Annotated in this window: 14 protein-coding genes; 13 read left to right on the forward strand and 1 reads right to left on the reverse strand. The window is 59.8% G+C overall.

Annotated features, from left to right (window positions below):
- Positions 1 to 43: 43 nt before the first annotated feature.
- Positions 44 to 1,108 carry a type VI secretion system protein TssA gene (gene tssA / locus FHX10_RS31640; RefSeq protein ID WP_080759911.1) on the reverse strand — a complete coding sequence of 355 codons (1,065 nt, stop codon included), beginning with the start codon at positions 1,106 to 1,108 and terminating at the stop codon, positions 44 to 46.
- Between the two features lie 230 nt (positions 1,109 to 1,338).
- Here tssA and tssH point away from each other — a divergent pair, with 230 nt between their 5' ends.
- The 13 genes from tssH (at position 1,339) to FHX10_RS31705 (ending at position 17,764) form a co-directional block, all read left to right on the forward strand.
- A complete protein-coding gene (gene tssH, locus FHX10_RS31645) occupies positions 1,339 to 4,113 on the forward strand; it encodes a type VI secretion system ATPase TssH (RefSeq protein ID WP_063474133.1) in 2,775 nt (924 codons plus the stop codon).
- A gap of 41 nt (positions 4,114 to 4,154) precedes the next feature.
- Positions 4,155 to 4,631: an Hcp family type VI secretion system effector gene (locus FHX10_RS31650; RefSeq protein WP_003575677.1), complete on the forward strand. Its 477-nt coding sequence runs from the start codon at positions 4,155 to 4,157 to the stop codon at positions 4,629 to 4,631.
- Positions 4,632 to 4,775: 144 nt separating this feature from the next.
- Positions 4,776 to 5,858: a hypothetical protein gene (locus tag FHX10_RS31655; protein WP_210294504.1), complete on the forward strand. Its 1,083-nt coding sequence runs from the start codon at positions 4,776 to 4,778 to the stop codon at positions 5,856 to 5,858.
- Positions 5,859 to 5,867: 9 nt separating this feature from the next.
- A complete protein-coding gene (locus FHX10_RS31660) occupies positions 5,868 to 6,800 on the forward strand; it encodes a hypothetical protein (protein WP_244604811.1) in 933 nt (310 codons plus the stop codon).
- A gap of 28 nt (positions 6,801 to 6,828) precedes the next feature.
- Positions 6,829 to 9,093 (forward strand): type VI secretion system tip protein TssI/VgrG, encoded by a 2,265-nt coding sequence (tssI, locus tag FHX10_RS31665; RefSeq protein ID WP_063474134.1) that lies wholly within the window; start codon positions 6,829 to 6,831, stop codon positions 9,091 to 9,093.
- A gap of 10 nt (positions 9,094 to 9,103) precedes the next feature.
- Positions 9,104 to 10,213 (forward strand): DUF2169 domain-containing protein, encoded by a 1,110-nt coding sequence (locus FHX10_RS31670; RefSeq protein ID WP_063474135.1) that lies wholly within the window; start codon positions 9,104 to 9,106, stop codon positions 10,211 to 10,213.
- Positions 10,210 to 11,877: a DUF4150 domain-containing protein gene (locus tag FHX10_RS31675; protein ID WP_063474136.1), complete on the forward strand. Its 1,668-nt coding sequence runs from the start codon at positions 10,210 to 10,212 to the stop codon at positions 11,875 to 11,877. The genes FHX10_RS31670 and FHX10_RS31675 overlap by 4 nt, the downstream gene beginning before the upstream one ends.
- Before the next feature lie 13 nt (positions 11,878 to 11,890).
- Positions 11,891 to 12,940, forward strand: a complete 1,050-nt coding sequence (locus FHX10_RS31680; protein ID WP_125853681.1) for a hypothetical protein — start codon at positions 11,891 to 11,893, stop codon at positions 12,938 to 12,940.
- 57 nt (positions 12,941 to 12,997) lie between these two features.
- The gene (locus FHX10_RS31685) at positions 12,998 to 14,497 is read left to right on the forward strand and encodes a DUF4150 domain-containing protein (protein WP_063474138.1); all 1,500 of its coding nucleotides are present in this window, start codon (positions 12,998 to 13,000) and stop codon (positions 14,495 to 14,497) included.
- 10 nt (positions 14,498 to 14,507) lie between these two features.
- On the forward strand, positions 14,508 to 15,653 hold the full coding sequence (locus FHX10_RS34870) for a hypothetical protein (protein WP_088930329.1): 1,146 nt from the start codon (positions 14,508 to 14,510) through the stop codon (positions 15,651 to 15,653).
- Positions 15,650 to 15,886 carry a hypothetical protein gene (locus FHX10_RS31695; protein WP_063474139.1) on the forward strand — a complete coding sequence of 79 codons (237 nt, stop codon included), beginning with the start codon at positions 15,650 to 15,652 and terminating at the stop codon, positions 15,884 to 15,886. The genes FHX10_RS34870 and FHX10_RS31695 overlap by 4 nt, the downstream gene beginning before the upstream one ends.
- The gene (locus tag FHX10_RS31700) at positions 15,879 to 16,589 is read left to right on the forward strand and encodes a GAD-like domain-containing protein (protein WP_245294550.1); all 711 of its coding nucleotides are present in this window, start codon (positions 15,879 to 15,881) and stop codon (positions 16,587 to 16,589) included. Before FHX10_RS31695 ends, FHX10_RS31700 begins: the two co-directional genes overlap by 8 nt.
- Entirely contained in the window at positions 16,586 to 17,764 is a 1,179-nt protein-coding gene (locus tag FHX10_RS31705; protein WP_063474141.1) for a hypothetical protein, read from the forward strand. Before FHX10_RS31700 ends, FHX10_RS31705 begins: the two co-directional genes overlap by 4 nt.
- Positions 17,765 to 17,878: the final 114 nt, after the last annotated feature.

A 17,878-nucleotide genomic window follows, 5' to 3' on the forward strand; every position in this document is an offset into this window, starting at 1 on the left:
CGTCTCATCGGCGGATTGTCAATTGAGATGCTGCGGCCTGCCGCTAGCCTCCCTTGTCGGTGACGGGCTGGATGCCGGCTGCCGTCAGCACCGCGTTGCGGGTGTGTTGTTCGGGCAGCAGTTCGGCAAGAAGCTCGAAAAAGTCCATCCGGCCGCGACGCACCAGCGTCTCGATCGACATGGAGATCGGTGAATGGGGCTCGGTACGGCGGAAATAGCGGGCAACGGCGATCAGAAGTTCGAAGGCCTCTTCCCGCGAACGAATCGTCTCGGCGCTGACGGGTGGCATGCGAATGGCCTCGGCTTCGGTGCCATTGCTTGCCTGCAACGGCTCGGATCCCTGCGGGACAAGGGCTTCAGGAGCAGTGAGCGGCTCTTCGATCCCGGCGAGCATCCGGATTGCAGAAGCGGCCTCCTGCAAAACATTGCGTGTATTCGAACTCGGTGGCGCCTGGTCGCCGCAGTGTCTGTCAAGTATTTCGACCATGCGATCGAAAGCGGCGATGCACTCGGTCAGCACGCCGAGATGGGCTGACATCTGAGCGACACCGGCTTCTGCCGCCGCCTGCTGCAATTCCTTGCGCCGTTCGGCTTCGTTCGGCCGCTGTGCAAGCTGAAAATCCCAAAGCGAAAACTGGGCGAACTTTCCGCCGGGGATCAACGATGTCAAACGAATAGCCTGGATCAGCGTTCCTTCGCCGCCGACGCCGTTCAGGCCCGCGAAGGGCGCGAACCGTTCCTCGATATCGCCGTCTCCGATCGAATGCAAAGCGTCGAAATACTTGTCTAAAAGCGACACGGTTGCGACGTAAACGTCATGCAATCCTGAGAAGCCGCGCAGCCGCAACTGCGCTTCCGCCAGCCAGGCCAATACTTCGATGTCCTTGCTTCTGGAAGAAAGGATCTGCAATCCAAGATTGCTAACATCATGCCAGGCAGGTGCAAGCGCAATAGTGTCGCCTGGAGAAATACTACGTTCGGCTGTACGCGCGGCGTTTCTCGCGTCCTTAATTCTATAGTATATTTCACGTGATGAAGTATTAATCCGCACGTTTTCTCCGCACGGATGATTTTGTTCAAATGGATCTATAATTTCACGAACGTTCACGCGGTTAAATTCCTCAAAAAGCAGAGCATACTGCGAAGAACGGTCATTTTGGGCGGCTCATATTGGCTTGTCAACCATCGAAGGATGATGACGGATTTATGACGACTTTCGATATGCTCGTTTTTCAAAATAGAGTCGTTTTTCTTCTGGACAAGGGTTTATGAGCGCCCTAGTTGTTTCTTCGCGTTAGGAGAGCATACTGAATTTCGACGTAAACACAGGACTGGTGGATGTCCCATATCGATCTCAATCGTCTGATAAGAACGCTTGAGCCCAATTTACGTGTCGGTCTTGAGACAGCGGCTTCGCTTGCCGTGCGGCATCAGCACGCCGTCGTCGATATCGCCCACTGGCTTCGCTCCCTTCTTGATATCGCAGGATTTTCTGCCGTTTTCGAAGAGCTCAAGCTCTCCTCCGAAATGCTGAGGACAGAGCTCGACGCGGCGATCGCCGACATGCCGCGGGAGGATGGCGCCTCGCTCGCGCTCTCTCCAAACCTGCTTGCCCTTGGAAGGGAATCCTTTCTGGTTGCATCGCTGCAATGCGGGCGGAATGTCGTGCTGCTGGCCGATCTGCTGGCCGCGCTGATCAATGATTCGGCATTGCGGGCCGTGATGCGGGGCATTGCCCCATCGATGCGCAATCTCGACAGGGCGACGCTCGACAGGTTGCTGGAGAAAGCGTCGTCCGGTTCGTCCGAGCAGCTTTCCATGCCCGCCACCCCGTCTCCGAACCTCTCTGGGGACAATGAATTCCTGCGGCTCTACACCCACGACATGACGGCGGATGCCCGCGCCGGCCGGATCGACCCGGTCATCGGCCGTGATGGCGAATTGCGGCAGTTGATCGATATCCTGATGCGCCGGCGCCAGAACAATCCGATCCTGGTCGGCGAGGCGGGAGTCGGCAAGACCGCGGTGGCCGAAGCGCTTGCCCTGGAGATCGCCGCCGGCAACGTGCCCGCGCGGCTGAAGGACGTGAAGCTGCTGCTGCTGGACCTGAGCCAGCTGCAGGCTGGCGCCGGCGTCAAAGGCGAGTTCGAACGGCGCTTGCATGGCGTGGTCGATGCGGTGAAGACCTCGCCCGAGCCGATCATCCTGTTCATAGACGAGGCGCATGGGCTGATCGGCGCCGGCGGACAGGCGGGGCAAGGTGATGCCGCCAATATCCTGAAGCCCGCTTTGGCGCGGGGAGAACTGCGGACGATCGCGGCGACGACCTGGGGCGAATACAAGCGCTTCATCGAAAAGGATGCCGCGCTCACCCGCCGCTTTCAGACCGTGCATGTCCGCGAGCCGGACGAAGAAGCCGCAATCCGCATGCTGCGCGGCGTGGCGGAAGGCCTGAAAACCCATCACAAGGTCCGCATCCGCGACGAGGCGATCATCGCCGCCGTCCGGCTTTCGGCGCGATATCTGCCGGACCGGCAGCTTCCCGACAAGGCGATCAGCCTGATCGACACGGCCGCTGCTGCGGTGGCGCTGGCGCGCCAGACGACGCCGGAGGCGCTGAAGTTGCTCGCCGACGAGCGCGATCTTCTGGAAACCGAGGCGAACTGGCTCGCACGCGAACCGGAGACGCCGGAAAAGCGCGCCCGGCTTGAGGAGATCGCCGGCAAGCAGAAGCAGATCGTTCTGGAGATCGAGACGCTCCAGTCGAAATTCGACGAAGAAAACCGGCTCGTCCGGGAAGCGGACCGGCTGGAGGAGTTCTTCTCGCCCGACGACGCCGTCGTCCCGCTGGCGCCGGCCGACAAGACGGGCGACGGCACGAATGTCGCGCCTTTCCCATCGCAAGCCATGACCGCGGAAAGCGCACGCGCCGCACTTGCCGTCACGGAACGCAGCCTGGCGGCAGTCGTGGATCAAACGCCGCTGCTACCGCGCGTCGTCGACAAGGAAATCGTTGCCGCCGTCGTCGCTCGCTGGACCGGCATTCCGGTCGGCAAGCTGCTGTCGGACCAGATCGAGACCGTCAAGACGCTCGATGCCCGCCTGAAGGAGCGAGTGCTTGGCCAGGACGCGGCGATCGAGCGCATCGCATCAGCGATGCGGGCGGCCCGCGCCGGGCTTTCCGATCCGCGCCGGCCGCCGGCCGTCTTCCTGCTGGTCGGCATGTCCGGCACCGGCAAGACCGAAACCGCGCTTTCGCTCGCCGACATGCTGTATGGCGGCAGCCGGTACCTCACGACCATCAACATGTCCGAATTCAAGGAGGAGCATAAGATTTCCATGCTCCTCGGCTCGCCGCCCGGTTATGTCGGGTACGGCGAAGGCGGCGTGCTCACCGAGGCGGTGAGGCGCAGGCCCTATGGGGTGCTGCTGCTCGACGAGATCGACAAGGCGCATCCGGGCGTTCAGGAAATCTTCTACCAGGTGTTCGACAAGGGAACCCTGCGCGACGGCGAAGGCCGGGACATCGACTTCAAGAACACCACCATCGTCATGACGGCGAATACCGGTTCGGAGATGATCGCCGCACTGGCCGCCGACCCCGACACGATGCCCGAGGCCGACGCGCTCGAAGCGCTGCTGACGCCGGAATTGCAGAAGCATTTCAAGCCGGCCTTCCTGGGCCGTACGACCGTGCTGCCCTTCATGCCGCTCGGCAACCAGACCCTCTCGGGCATCGTCGATATCCAGATCGGCCGCATCCGCGAGCGGGTCGAGGCCACCTACGGGACCAGGCTTTCACTCTCGCCGGGAGCCCGCGACGCGCTGATTTCGCGCGCCCGCGCCAGCGAGGTGGGCGCCCGCGCGATCGAGGTCATGATTGCCCGCGACCTCTTGCCTGATCTTTCGACATTTTTCCTCGATGCCGTTGGCCAGGGGAAGAAAATTCACGGGGTCACCATCGGTTACGACGGCCACCGTTTCGGCCTCGATGCCGAAGAGGCCGCCCCGCAGGAATTCGACACGCCGGGGGAAAACCGGTTGTCGGATGAAGTAGCCCCGAGCCGCAAGCGCACTCGGGGAGCAGCGAGAAGAAAGGCAACTACGCCTTAGACGCAACTAGGCACTCAACCGCCAATAGGAGAGCTGACAGCATGCCGATTTATCTTCAGATCGACGGTATCCAGGGGGATGCGACCCACGAGCAGCATCGCAAGTGGATGGACATCGAAGCCATTCACTGGAACGTCGCCCGCAACATGAACACCTCCGCCGGTTCGGCGGCAAACCGCGAAGCTTCCGAGCCGACCGTTTCGGAAGTGATCCTCACCAAGGTCAGCGACTCCTCGTCGACCAAGCTCTTCCAGGAGGCCTGCTCGGGCCGCACCGGCAAGCGCTCCGTCATCCATCTCGTCACCACGGGCAACCCCGGCGACACTTACATCGAGTATTCCCTCGAGAACACGCTGATCGCCAGCTACTCGATCGATTCCAACGGTGACCGCCCGGTCGAGACGATCAAGCTGAACTTCACCAAGATGGAAGTGAAGTACACGCCTTACGACGACAAGCACTCGCCGCAGTCGCCGATGATCGCCTCTTACGATCTCGCGACCACCAAGGCCGCCTGAGGCTTCTCAACATCGGCAGTGCCAGCCTTGTTGCTGGCACTGCAGCCGACGTTTCGAGCGCCTTTTCCATCACAGGGAAGGGCGCTGAAATAGGCTGTTTTCGCAGATGAATTGAGAGACATCCTTGCGCTTTAGACAATGGAGATGATCGTGTCGGCTGCAACTGAGCGTTTGAACGATATTCTTGTAGATTTGCCCAAATACAAATCCCAATGGGAGACGAATGTCGCCAATCCCTATGTGCGGGCTTACGATCTCGCCGTCGACAATTACCAGAAGACCACGAAAGCCCAGGAAGCCCGCGACCGGATGCTGGCCGAGCTCTTCGTGTTTTCCGCTTCGGTCCTGACGGGCAGCATCATGATGGCCGCCTTTGCCACGACCTCGGTGCGTGTGCTGGCGGGGCGCACGGCGCTTCGGGTGATCTGCAACAACAATCTCAACCGCACCTTCGACCTGATGCATGCCGCGGCCAACAGCAAGCCGGTGATGTTTGCGCTCGGCGGCGTGCTCGACGAGGCCAAGAAGCTCGCCAACAAGCAGGTGACCAGCGCTGCGGAAAAGCTGACGAGCAGCGCGCCGATCGCTTCCGCGCCGACCGCCCTCAATTTCATGACGCGGATCGCCGATTTCATCGATACCAACCACATCTGCGTGCATGATTTCGTCAGGGGCGTGCAACAGGACAATTCGATCAGCGAGGCCAACAAATCCAGGCTTGCCGATCTGGTCGGCAAGACGCCGTTCTGCAATCCGCCGGAGAGCCGGCGCGTCGACGAAAACCGGCTGTCCCAGAAGATGGAGCTCTTGTTCTACATGAGCGCGGTTCTGGATTCCGACAAGCTGGTGACCTATGTGCCGGCCACCGGCGGTACTGTCGGTGGCATGGGCCGGGATATCGAATACAGCAAGAACGCCATTCCGCAGATGCCCTCGGCATCGGATTATCCGAAGGCCACTTCGCCCCGCTTTATCGGCCGGCCGCTCCAGCCTTTCGAACCCGGTCAGCGTGTCGAATACGACAATATCGGATCGGTCGTACGGGATCGCATCAACACGCTCAGCCGTCTTACCGGCAATTCATCCTTCTATCCCGAGCAGAATTTTGCCGAAAAGCTTCTGATAGACCCCACAGGCCGCGCCCAACTGGCGAAGGCGGAGCAGATCATCAACCGACTTTCCACCGACGCGCGGCCCAAGCAGCTCACCGACGTCAGGATGATCTGAGGGGTGTCGATGCTGTTGACGGATCTCCTGAAGCCGCACGGATTGATGGGGCGCATGCGCTGGCCGCTGGTTGCGGCCGCTCTCGTCTGCGCCATGGCCGTAAGTGCGGCCGGCATGGTCGGTGCCTCTGATACCACCGATCAGTCCCTGCTTCAGATCGAAGAGGTGGCGTCGCGCCTTTCCGGCACGCCTGCCGCTGTCGACAATGTCGCCAAGGCTGCGGCCGATCGGGGCATTTCGGCGACTTCGGATGCGCAGCCGCTGCTTGAAACGGCGGCGCGGTCTTCCTTCAAGGCCGACAGCATGCTGGCCGAAGTTTCGAAGGCCGTCGGTGAGGCCGGCGACGATGCCGTCGATCCGAAAGCCTTCGCCAAAGCGGCAGCGGCTTTGGAAGAGGGGCAGGCGAAGATCGCGCGCATGTACGAAGCGCAGGACCAGACCGCGGCGAAGGATATCGAAACGCGTCTTGCCGACCCGGACAACGGGCCGCGTATCAATCGGCTTGCCGATCTGATGGCCGGCCCGGATCTTGCCGTGGAAACGGCTTTCACCGCCCAGCTCATGTATCTGTCCCTGGAGACCCTCTCCAGCTCCGATGCCGGGACGCTGGCGTCCGCTCCGCAGGACAAGCTGCAATCCGAGATGAAGAGCGTGATCTCGTCGCTGCGTTCGAAAAGCGAGAACGAGAAACCGCTTCCCAAGGACATGGCACGGGCGAATGAAAAGGCGCGGCTGACCTTCGTGCTCGCCACCCTGTCTCCGGAAGACCTGTCGGTGCTGACGGATTTCTATGAAAGCCCCGGTGGAAAGGCCAAGCGCGACGCGCTCATCGAAAGTTACAAGCAGGTCTCCGATCAGGCCAATAGCGAAATGCTGGGGCAGTATTTCCAGGCGCTGGTGGATTACCTCAAGACCCATCCTCGGCCGCAACAGCAGCAGTAATTCGGCTCCCAAGACGGAACGTGATGTTATGGACGATTTGCAATCCCTCGCCGCCGATTTCATCCAGGCGAACCGTATTCTGAAGATCGTCTCGCCGCTCGGCGAGGACCAGCTTCTGCCGGAGCGGGTGACGATCGAGGAAGGCATTTCCTCGCTCTTTGAAATCAAGCTGTCGGCGCGCGCCAAGAAGCCGTCGGTCAAGCCGGAGGAGTTGATCGGCCGGCTGATGGATGTCTCCGTCGAGGTGCAGCAGGGCGAGGATGGCGGCGGCGTGCGCCGCCCGTTCAACGGCCTGGTGACCGAGCTCAACGAAGGACCGCCCATCACCCGCGGCCTCAGATCCTATTCCATGGTGCTGCGGCCGCAGATGTGGCTGCTGTCGCGCCGTTCCGACTGCCGCATCTGGATGGACAAGACGTCGGTCGATATCGTCGAGACGCTGTTTTCCGAGCACGGCATTCCGGCGCCCGATACCACGGGCGTGATCACGCCACCGCCGCCGCAGCATTATTCGGTGCAGTGGAACGAAACCGACCTTGCCTACCTCACCCGCCGCTTCGAGGAGGACGGCCTGTTCTACTGGTTCTCGCATGAGGACGGCAAACACAAGCTGCATGTCGCCGACAGCCCGAGATCCTGGCTCGGTCCGTCGCCCTCGGCGCAGGGCGAGGGGCGGGTCCGGCTGGCGCAGGGCTCGGCCGACCGCAACCACATCACCGAGTGGAGCCGGCGCTATTCCTATGTGCCGGGCCAGCGCGCCGGCGCCGACTGGAATTTCGAGACGCCGCGCATGGTGCCGGGCACCATGACCCCGTCGCTCGTGCAGATGCCGGAAGCGACCAAGCGCGAGCTCTACGAATATCCTGCGCGCATCTCCTCGGTGGCCGAGGCGGAGCGGGCGGAAAAACTGAGGATGCAGGCCTCCGAAGCCGATCACGACCGGGTCTTCGGCGGCTCGACATCCCGCATCCTGGAGGCGGGGCGCCGCTTCACCCCCTATGAAGTCGCCCATCCCGACCATGCCTATGAGGAGCATGTGGTGGTCAAGGCGGTGCATACCGTCGTCGACCGCTCTTACGAGACGAACAGCAACGAGCCGGAATACACGAACACATTCGAGGCGGTGCCGTCACGGGTGGCGATGACGCCGCACCGCGAGACCAAGCGGCCGCGGATCGAGGGCACGCAGGTGGCAATCGTCGCAGGGCCCGCCGGCGAGGAGATCCATCCCGACCAGTACGGCCGCATCAAGCTGTGGTTCCCCTGGGACCGCAAGGCCAAGAAGGACGGTTCCGACACCTGCTGGGTGCGCGTCAGCCAGGTCTGGGGCGGCGGCACCTGGGGGGCGCAGGTCATCCCGCGCATCGGCATGGAGGTGATGGTCGCCTTCGTCGACGGCGACCCCGACCGGCCGCTGGTCACCGGCGTGGTTCCCAATCCCAGCAACGCGGTCCCTTACGACCTGCCGACCAACAAGACGCGCATGGTCATGCGCTCCAACTCCCATAAGGGCACCGGCTTCAACGAAATGACCTTCGAAGACGAGGCCGGCCAGGAAAACATGTTCTTCCATGCGCAGAAGGACCAGACGACGCGGGTGCTGAACGACCGCACCAAACGCATCGACCGGCACGAGGTCTCGGCGATCGGCGCCAACCGGACGGTCGAAGTCGGCGGCAACCAGAAGCACGAGGTCGGCGGCTCGATGAACACCGTCGTCGGCGGCACCGGGCCGATGGCCATGGCGCTGATGGGGGCGGTCAGCAGTCTCTCCGGACATACGGCGGGGCTCTTGGCGCAGGCTGGGCAAATTGCAGGCGGCGGTGGGCCGGGGCTCGCGGCCTTTGCCGGCACACTCGCATCTTCAGCGCTGGGTTTCCTTGGTGCAGGCGGACTGGGAAGCCGCGAGGGCGTTGTGTCCGGGCCGTCACCGAGAGCGGATGCGGGTACGGCGCTGGCTGGTTCCGGCACGGGTGTCGGCGACGCGGCCTCCAGCCTTTTTCCGCTGCCCGGCATCATGAACACGATTGTCGGCTCGTTCAAATCGGACACGATCGGGATTGCCCGTGCCGAGCAGGTCGGCGTGAGCAAGGTGACCAATGTCGGCCAGACATCGCTGGAGAGCGTCGGCAAATTCAAGAAGATCGCCGTCGGCGAGGAATTCGTCATCGAATGTGGCAATTCCAAATTCATCATGAAAGCCAATGGCGAAGTGATCATTCTCGGCAAGACGTTCAACTTCGTCGCCACCGAACACTTCCAGATGCGCGGCAAGCCGATCGATCTGAACTGAGGAGGTTCGCTTGGAACTGATCAACCGGCTTCCCTTTCCGGCTATGGCCTTTCGGCAGTTCGATGCGAATGGGGACTTGGATTGTGTCGTGTCGGTTCGTGGCACGTTCGAACATGTTCAAAACGACAGATTGCGGTTACGTCGCGAGCAGGAAGACTTCCAATGGGAGGACGCCTATGAAGGTGATCCCCATGCCGGCCCTCTCCTGCGTCAGAGCGATCTCACACCAGAGAAGGTCGGCACCGACATCACTTTCCTCGGCAATGCCTATGCGCCGGGCAGCACTCCAGCATCGTCATGGCAGGTCGGTCTGCGCGTCGGACAGCTCTCCAAAAGGCTTGAAGTCCATGGCGCGCGCTTCTGGCGCCCCGTCATCAAGGAAAAATGGGCCGGCTTTTCGGCAAGGGAAGCCAAGCGGGTGCTGGCGGATTGGCATCTGAGCGAAGCAGAGCCGGCATCTTCGGTGCCGATCTGCTGGAGCAAGGCCTATGGCGGTCAAATTCCCGGTACGGGCGATCCGCAAACCGAAACGCCCGCCGATGTCGAAGCGCGCAATCCGCTCGGCTGCGGCATCGTCAATCTCGACATGCCTTGGGATCAAGCGCCCGTCGCGGCACCGCAAATCACGTTGCTGGGACAGACGCTGAACTGGCGCGAGCCCACCGAGCCTCAGGGACTGGGCTTGGTGTCGCCTTGGTGGCGATCTCGTCAGCAACATGCCGGGACCTATGACGATGTCTGGCTCAACGAGCGTCACCCGCTTCTGCCGGAAGATTTCGATGCACGCTTCTGGCAATGCGCTCATCCGGATCTCGTTGCGGCCCCTTATCTGAGCGGGGACGAAGACTACGAACTGGATCATCTCCACCCTAGCTTCGCCCAAGCCACAGGGCGACTGCCGGGGATCACGCTGGGCGTCCGATGTGTCGGCCAGGAGCGCGATGAGTGGTATCTGCTCTCGCTGGACGGCGTGCATTTCGACTGGCGGAACGACAATCGAGTGATGCTGACCTGGCGGACGCGCTTTCCGCTTCAGGAGGCAGGCCAAACATCGCTTACGTTGACGCGGGTTCAAGTCAAAGCGGCGGATGATGCTCATCCCGACGGAGCAGCGGCATGAGCATTCCGCGCGACAACTATGTCGGCAAGCCCGACTATCCCACGCCCTGGACGACGAAGCAGCCGCGCGAAGGGCTCCGCGATATCGATGAGGCACGGATCGTTTCGCTGTCGCCGGATGTGTGCCTGACGCCGATAGGTTCTTCGGTCGTTCCCATACCATACCCGATCGTCGACTATTGTGGGCACGACAAGGGCTATACGCCATCCGTCCGCTTCACTGGCAAGAAAGCCATGGTCATGCGCTCCTGCACCACGCATGTCCATGGCGACGCTCCGGGCAATCGCAAGGGCGTTAAGTCAGGCGCGGTAGAAGACATCTGCGAGCCGATCGAGCATGCGGATCAGGTTCGAGCCGAGGGATCTCATGTCATCCGCCATCTCGACCGCTTCTGGATGAACAATCGCAATACGCAGGGCGAGGCGAATTTTGTGCGCGGTACCGAGACATTCGCGCCGCCTGAAGACGATGATCCCATTCCCGGCTCACTGCGCTGGAAGGGTAGTGACGAAGGCAAGGTCGTGAGCGACGCGTCACCCGAACCGCTGATAATGGGGGCTCAATACGCGGATGCGGGGAGCGCTCTTCGCAAGGTAGCGCCGCAGCAATCGGCAGGAAATGCGCAACCGGCAACCCAGCCCAAGCCGCTGCCGCAGCCACAGCGGCCGCAAACGACCCGACCTTTTCCTCCCGCCGCGAATGACAACGTTTATCAACGCCGCGGAACCTTCGGACGCCCTTTGCCGACAGGAGCGGGCCGGGTGCTCGGTTTGCTCGGCCTTGCGCAAGCCGGCTACCAACTCGGCGACATGGCGGGACGATGGTATGTCGGACCGGATGGTGTCATGGCTCGGGCGATCGGCGACCATTTGCGCGGGCAAGTCCCTATTACGTCGCCGCAAGCGCGGGAAATCAGCAATTTGCCCTGGCATATGCGGGAATGGTTTTCCGGGAATGCGACCATCCTCAATGCCAATGACATTCTGTCGTTGAAGGCCGGTGTGCCGCTCGATTTTCGCACGATGGATCCCGATGATCTCGCCGACCTGCTCGAGGCGCCGTGGCCCAGCGCCGAGCAGTTGCGGAAAAACGCAGAGCGCATCGGTGAGCGCCGGGCGCCTGCAGCACTGCCCGTCCCGGAAAACGTCCGCGTGGAGCAGGAGCGTGAAAAGCGGAGATGCCGGATCGACACCTACGAAAAGATGGAGCCGATCTGCAAGAGCATCGGCATGCAGGCCCATCATATCGTACCTGATTGGACCTTGCGCTATGGCACCCGCAAGGAAGCGATCGTCGGTGAAAAACGAATTCCGAATATGCCCGGTTTCTGGCAAGGGCAGAGCATGTGCGTCGTCGGGCAGGCAAGGACGCAGGGAACCGAACACAACGATTCTCACCTGGCCGATGGGGCGATCGAGGCGCTCGGTAGAAATTCCAATCCGCCGTTCACCGCAACTTTGGATGATGTTAAGGATGCCTCTATCGACGCGATGACGTCCGTTCGGCCGGATTGTGCCGCGCAGATCATCGCTGCAGTCAATGGCGAGTTCGCCGGGAGAGACCCCAACCAACTGTTGCGAGCCAAACAGTATCCGCCTTTGCCCAGCGACACGCTCAATGCGTTGCAGACGGGTGCCAAGAGAGGTGCAAATGCAAGACCTTAAGAGTGCGAGCAGCATGATAGAATTCACTCGCGCCTGTGCCCGCTCCGATGATGTCGTCGTGATCAATGCCGTCATGACAGGATCTGACGTCTATGCTCCAGAATCCCGCATCTTTCGCTTCGAACACGACGCCCGGATCGGAGAACAATGGTATTATGACGACTTCGATTTCCATATGCAGGACATCACCTTATTCAGCAATCCGGAAATCGACGCTACGACCGACTATCTCACCTATATGTCTTCTGAGGGGGATGTTTATCACGCTTGGTGGAAAGGAAACTTTCGCGAAAAGATCCTGGGCGCGGGAACCTGGGTGGCAGACGCTAAAGGGCATGGACGAATGTCAGCAATTACCCAGGTCGGAGGCAAACTTTATGCATGCGGACAGGGTGGGCAAATCTATCGGCGACACGGTCGGGACAGTTGGAGCCTTCTGACTGATAGATTGCTGTTCGACATGGCCAGCTATCTGAAGAAAAAAGAAGGAAGGCCTCGCACAGATGATCCGGACTACCTTTCCTGGCTGAGGGACTTTCAGAAGCAAGCGCCCAAAAACATTTCTCTGAACGCTATCAAAGGCTTTTCGGAGGATGCGATATATCTATGCGGATCAGAGGGACCCCGGCCCGTCCTCTATTTCTGGGACGGTTCGGAGCTGCATGAGCTGAAGGTTTATCTTGAGGAAGCAGCGCTGACGGGCATCCACATTGAGCACGCGGATAGCGTCTGGATATGCGGACGGGAAGGCGTGCTGCTGCACGGCAGCTATGCACGCGGGTTCACGCCAGTCAATCTGCGTCAACAGCTCAATCTCTTTCACATGATTACGCCCTATCGAGGCAAGCTGATATTGCCGTCGAGCGTTCGCCCGGGCGGCCTGTTCGAACTCGCGCCCGGCACGTCCGATCTGCGCCGGTTTTCCCCCGCTCTCCCTAAGCTGCGCGGTGAATACATTTTCTATGCGGGGGCTGTCGGTGATGTTCTTTGGGTTGTCGGTCAGAAGGATATTTTCCGCTTCGATGGGAATGAGTGGGAGCGGATTGAGCATCCTGATCTTTAGAACAAGGCATCTGTTGCCCACCGGTGTGGCTGATGCTCGTCCCGATGGAGCAGCGGCATGAGCATCCCGCGCGACAATTATGTTGGCGAGCCCGACTATCCCACGCCCTGGACGACGAAGCAGCCGCGCGAAGGTTTGCGTGATCTTGACGAGGCAAAGATCGTCTCGCTATCGCCGGATGTATGCCTGACGCCGGTCGGCTCCTCGGTTGTTTCCATCCCGTACCCGATCGTCGACTATTGCGGGCACGACAAAGACTACACGCCATCTGTCCGCTTTACCGGCAAGAAGGCAATGGCCCTGCGGTCCTGTACGACCCACGTCCACGGCGATGCACCGGGAACGAAAAAGGGATTCAAATCCGGTACTGTGGGAAATGTCTGCGAGCCGATCGGGCATGCCGACCAGGTGCGCGCCGAGGGTTCTCACGTCATCCGGCATCTCGACCGCTTCTGGATGAACAATCGGAATACCCAGGGCGAAGCCATCTTCGTGCGTGGGACTGAGACCTATGATCCGCCTGCGGATGACGATCCTATAATGGGATCATTGGCAGCCCAGAAGCCGATACAGCTTGCGTTTGATGCCACTTCCCCTGAAGGGCAGAGGTTGTTACGTGAATTCATGGCGCGGCAGGCAGAGCAAGGCGCGACACAGCCTAAAAGCGGTTCCTCGCTTGGACGCAAAGGTAATTTTGGCCGTCCCATTCCGGGCGGTGGATTAGCTGGAGCCGCAATTGCTCTCGGAGAGATACAAAATCAATATTACGCTGGCAGCAGACTTTGGCGCTTGCGAAATAGCCTTGAAGAACAAGGTACAGTGGTCGATCCGAGCAATCCCCGTGAACTTCAGGCGCTGTCAAATTATTCCGAAAATCTTGGTGGAACCAGCTTCATAAAGCGAAATTTCTTCGCGCCGATGACGGAGGACGAGGCTCTCAATCAACTGAAAATGGAGCTGCAAGAAGTTAGGAAACAAGAAGCGCGAGAAGCGACAGAAGCCGTCCTGAACTCTAAAAGGCTTGAAGCGGCCGTTGGTCAAGGTGTCCGGGTAGATGTCGATGAGGGTGAATGGCCATGTATTGTTGGCCCCTACAAATATGTCGAGACGATCTGCCCGGGCGAGGCGCATCATATCATTCCGGATATGGTATATCGTCTGGGCACGGCTCCGGAAACGCAGACAGAAAAAGAGTCCACCGCCGGGCGTATTCCCAATTCGCCTACCTATAATCAGGGACAGGCTATTTGCCTGTCGCCAGGCATGCACAGAACGGACGACGATGCCGTTCACAAGTCGCTCAATCCGGCTCTCGCGAGTTTGGGACAGAACTATAACCCTCAGGGAACGGCTCCGCTTGGTAAAATCAGAGATGAGGCACACAAGGCGATTGATCGGATCGAGGGGCTGCCCGAGAAATGTAAAAAAATGGCAAAGGATGCGGCGGACGCGCAAGTTAATATCAAATTTAGGCAACCTGGCCGCACTACGCTACGACCTCCCCGATTGCCGGGCGGACAAGGTGTAATCGATGTCCTAAAAGCCGGCACTTATTGAGGTAAGAAATATGAAACCGTACGATCCCCTACGCCTTGATCGAGCCCTTGCTCTGGGGAAAGACACGTTCTGCGTCGTGTTCAGCGGCAAGGATTATGAGGATATGTATTCCTACGTCCTGGTTCACGAAGGTGGGTTGGAACAGCCATGGTCCCGTTCCGACGTCCCGCGTAAGATCGATGATCTTGCCGGTAGAATTGGAGAGAATGGACGGCCGATCATCTATGCTCTCAGCGATGAAGGCGATGTTTATACGCTGCCCATGGGCAAGGACTCCTCGCATCGTAAAATAGTCGGCGCTGGCGTCTATTCCGACGATGCGACCGATCTTGGATACGTCAATTCCATCGCCCTGATTGGGGATGCGCTGTTCATAACCGGCTATCACTCGCAGCTTTATCGTCTGGTCGAGAACGACATAGCCTGGTTCCACAAGGAAAAGCTGCCGCAAGCACCAGAAACATACGATTACCTCGTTTTCGGCAATCTGAATGGCTGGACCGAGAGCGATCTCTATATGAATGTGACCTATTCGCCGACAAGCACAAACAGGGAATTAACGGACGAAGAAGAGGAGGAGATGGGGCGCCTCTACCTAGCCGGCCGAAATGAAGAGGCCGCAGCCATTCGACGAGCCTCGGAGGGCTCAAGCCGTGTCCTGGAAGGCCGTCTTTATCATTGGAACGGGCAAGAATGGCGGATCATAGTCAAACCGCGCTCGGGGAAGTATTATCCAGAGCCAGCTACGCTTTCGGACATTTTCATCGAGTCCCCAGAGAAGGTCTGGGCCGTCGGCGGTAATGGCGTCATTTTGTGCGGGAATGCCGAACATGGCTTTCGGGATGTTTCTTTCAAGGGAAACAATGAAAAGCTGCATTCGATTACGAAATTCAAGGATCGGATGGTGATAGCCTCAGACTACGCTTTGCATTGGTTCGACGGGCACCTGCTGTCGCCTTTGAAACCCGTCATTGATCCGAGCATCAATCGCAACATTCCGAACCCGCTCAAAGTCCAGGCCGTCGATGATGTCTTGTATTACTTCGATTCAAAACATGGCGTTCACACCTTCGACGGTGATCGCTGGACAGATATCGAAATTCCGCCTGAGTTGCTGGAACGCGATTTCAAAGGGGTGCCGCCTAAATCTCGATGACCGACGCCCCTGACGACGACGAAGATCTCGAGGAGCTTTACGGAGCAGGGAAGCCGTCGCTTTACGCTGCAGGCATGGCGGATGACCGGTATTTTGCGCTTCTGGTCGGCGGTCCGCGCTGGGCAAAGATGGCGGCGACAAAGGATCGCCCTGACCATATCGAGCGGCTGATGAGCATCTGGAGCCAATATGTCTGCTACACCTCGGCGTCCCTTACAGGAAATATTGGATGAATTCGGGCCACTTAAAGATGGTATGACGGTTTCTGCTTCGCAGGCTGAGGGCTATCGCGGGAAGCTGCCTGACGCCATGGTTGATTTCTGGATTGAGTATGGGCGCGGGCAGTGGCGCGACGGTCTTTTCTGGATCTGCGATCCCGAGCCGATCATGCCTGTCCTGCACGCGCTGTTTGCAGGCGATCCGGAATTCGACGTCGCGAGAATGGTGCCCTTCATGCGGGATGCATTCGGCGAAGTCAGCGTCTGGCATCCGAAGTTCAAGCTGATCACGCTCAAGATGAATCTCGGCACCGTCACGACCACCGACATTACCACCCACGTCATTGAGGGCGTACCCCCCTTCGACGATGATATGGCGGTAGCTTCCGCCGTGGACGCCAGCGTTTTCGATTGTCGTGGCTGGGTGGATGCTACGACAGGCAAGCCCGTTTTCGATGCGGTTCGCCGGCGACTTGGGCCGATCAGCGCGGATCAGGTCTACACCATGGTCCCGCATTTCCGCCTCGGCGGCGATGGCGCTGCCAGGGATTTTTCAATCGGCGGCTTCATCGAATATCTGGGCGTGCTGTCGCAGATAGGATCCTTTACGCTCGAACGCTATATCGATCCGAAGCAGGGTGGTCGAGGGCCCTTTGGACATCTCGAAGCTGTTCGTACGATCGGACATGAATTTCTGATCAACAGGAACACACCATGACCGACACCGACGCAAAGCTCTTGCGAACATTCATCACCGACGAGAACGAAGCCTTTGCCGATCGGCGGCAGGGGAAGTTCTGGCCTGCCAATCATCATCGGATCGGACCTTCGGCGACCAAAGCTTCCGGGCTGCTCGATCCGAACGAGCAAATCGACTTCTATTTTCATTTCATGCGCGTTGCCGGCGGAGCCCCTTCGGTCGGAGAGAAGGACATGCCGCTGCTGGTCGAGGCCTACCGGCGCATGCTGCCCTTTCTCGATCTTGGCGGTGTCATTGCGATGTCGCGGCGGCATCAACTGCTGTTCGTCTTCGGTTTCGACGATGCCGGCGTCCTGCCGAGCGGCGAGACGATCTCGGCCAAGGCGCTGAAGGCGCGCCTCAGGCTCATTGCGCAGGTCGGCAATTATACGACGATGCCCGCCCAGCGCGACAAGAAGGCAAAGTTTGTTCCCTTCGCTGATGAGGCGGTGCGCATTCTCGAAACTTTCCGGCATCTGGGCTATCGCCATGATCGGCGCTACGGCGAAGATCTCTACGACGTCACCAATCTTCGCTTCTGGGGTATGGCGTTCATCTGCCTGCTCAACAAGGCGACCCGTGCCGATCTCGTTGCCGATATGGTCGAGGGCAAATACGATCTTATGCGGCGGGTCGAGCAACTGGCGATCCTGCACCGCTATGTCGAGGCGGTTCTGCCGGATGCCGAGGCCGACGAGGAGCATTTCCGCTCGCTGGCGCAGCAGCTCAACGACATCGAGCTCGCGCGTCGCAATGCCACCGAATCCGTCGCTCTGGCGCAGAGGCTGGAGCTGCCGTTCAGCGACGACGAGGACTGGGAAATCCATATTGCGGTGCCGCTGCGCGGCGCCGAAGGCCATCCGCTGATCGCCAAGAACGTCGTGCGATTGCATATCCGGCCGAACCCTGACTGGCAGTGGGAGCTGAACGCGCGCATCGCCGAGCGCGGAGAATTCTCGGAAAGCGAAAAGAAGAATTACCGGAACGATCTCGGTTTTCCCCTTCTTGGGCGCGGAAATCTGCATGCCTTTCCAACATGGCTGAGACAGCTGCGTGAGCAGAACGGCCTGGATTTCGACACCGGCGCTGCCGACATTCGTGTGGGCCGCAAGCGGGCGGCAGCCAAACGGATCACCCAATGGTTGGTGAACTGAACTCGCATCGATCGCGATAGTGGCAACTGCAAGGGTGACCCATCGTAGCGCTTTTCAAAGAGAGCGGCGGAGGGGGCTCACCGGCCCCAACTTGCGCTGGACAGGTGCCAATAA

The sequence above is a fragment of the Rhizobium sp. BK591 genome (genome assembly GCF_014195045.1).
GTDB lineage: Bacteria > Pseudomonadota > Alphaproteobacteria > Rhizobiales > Rhizobiaceae > Rhizobium > Rhizobium anhuiense.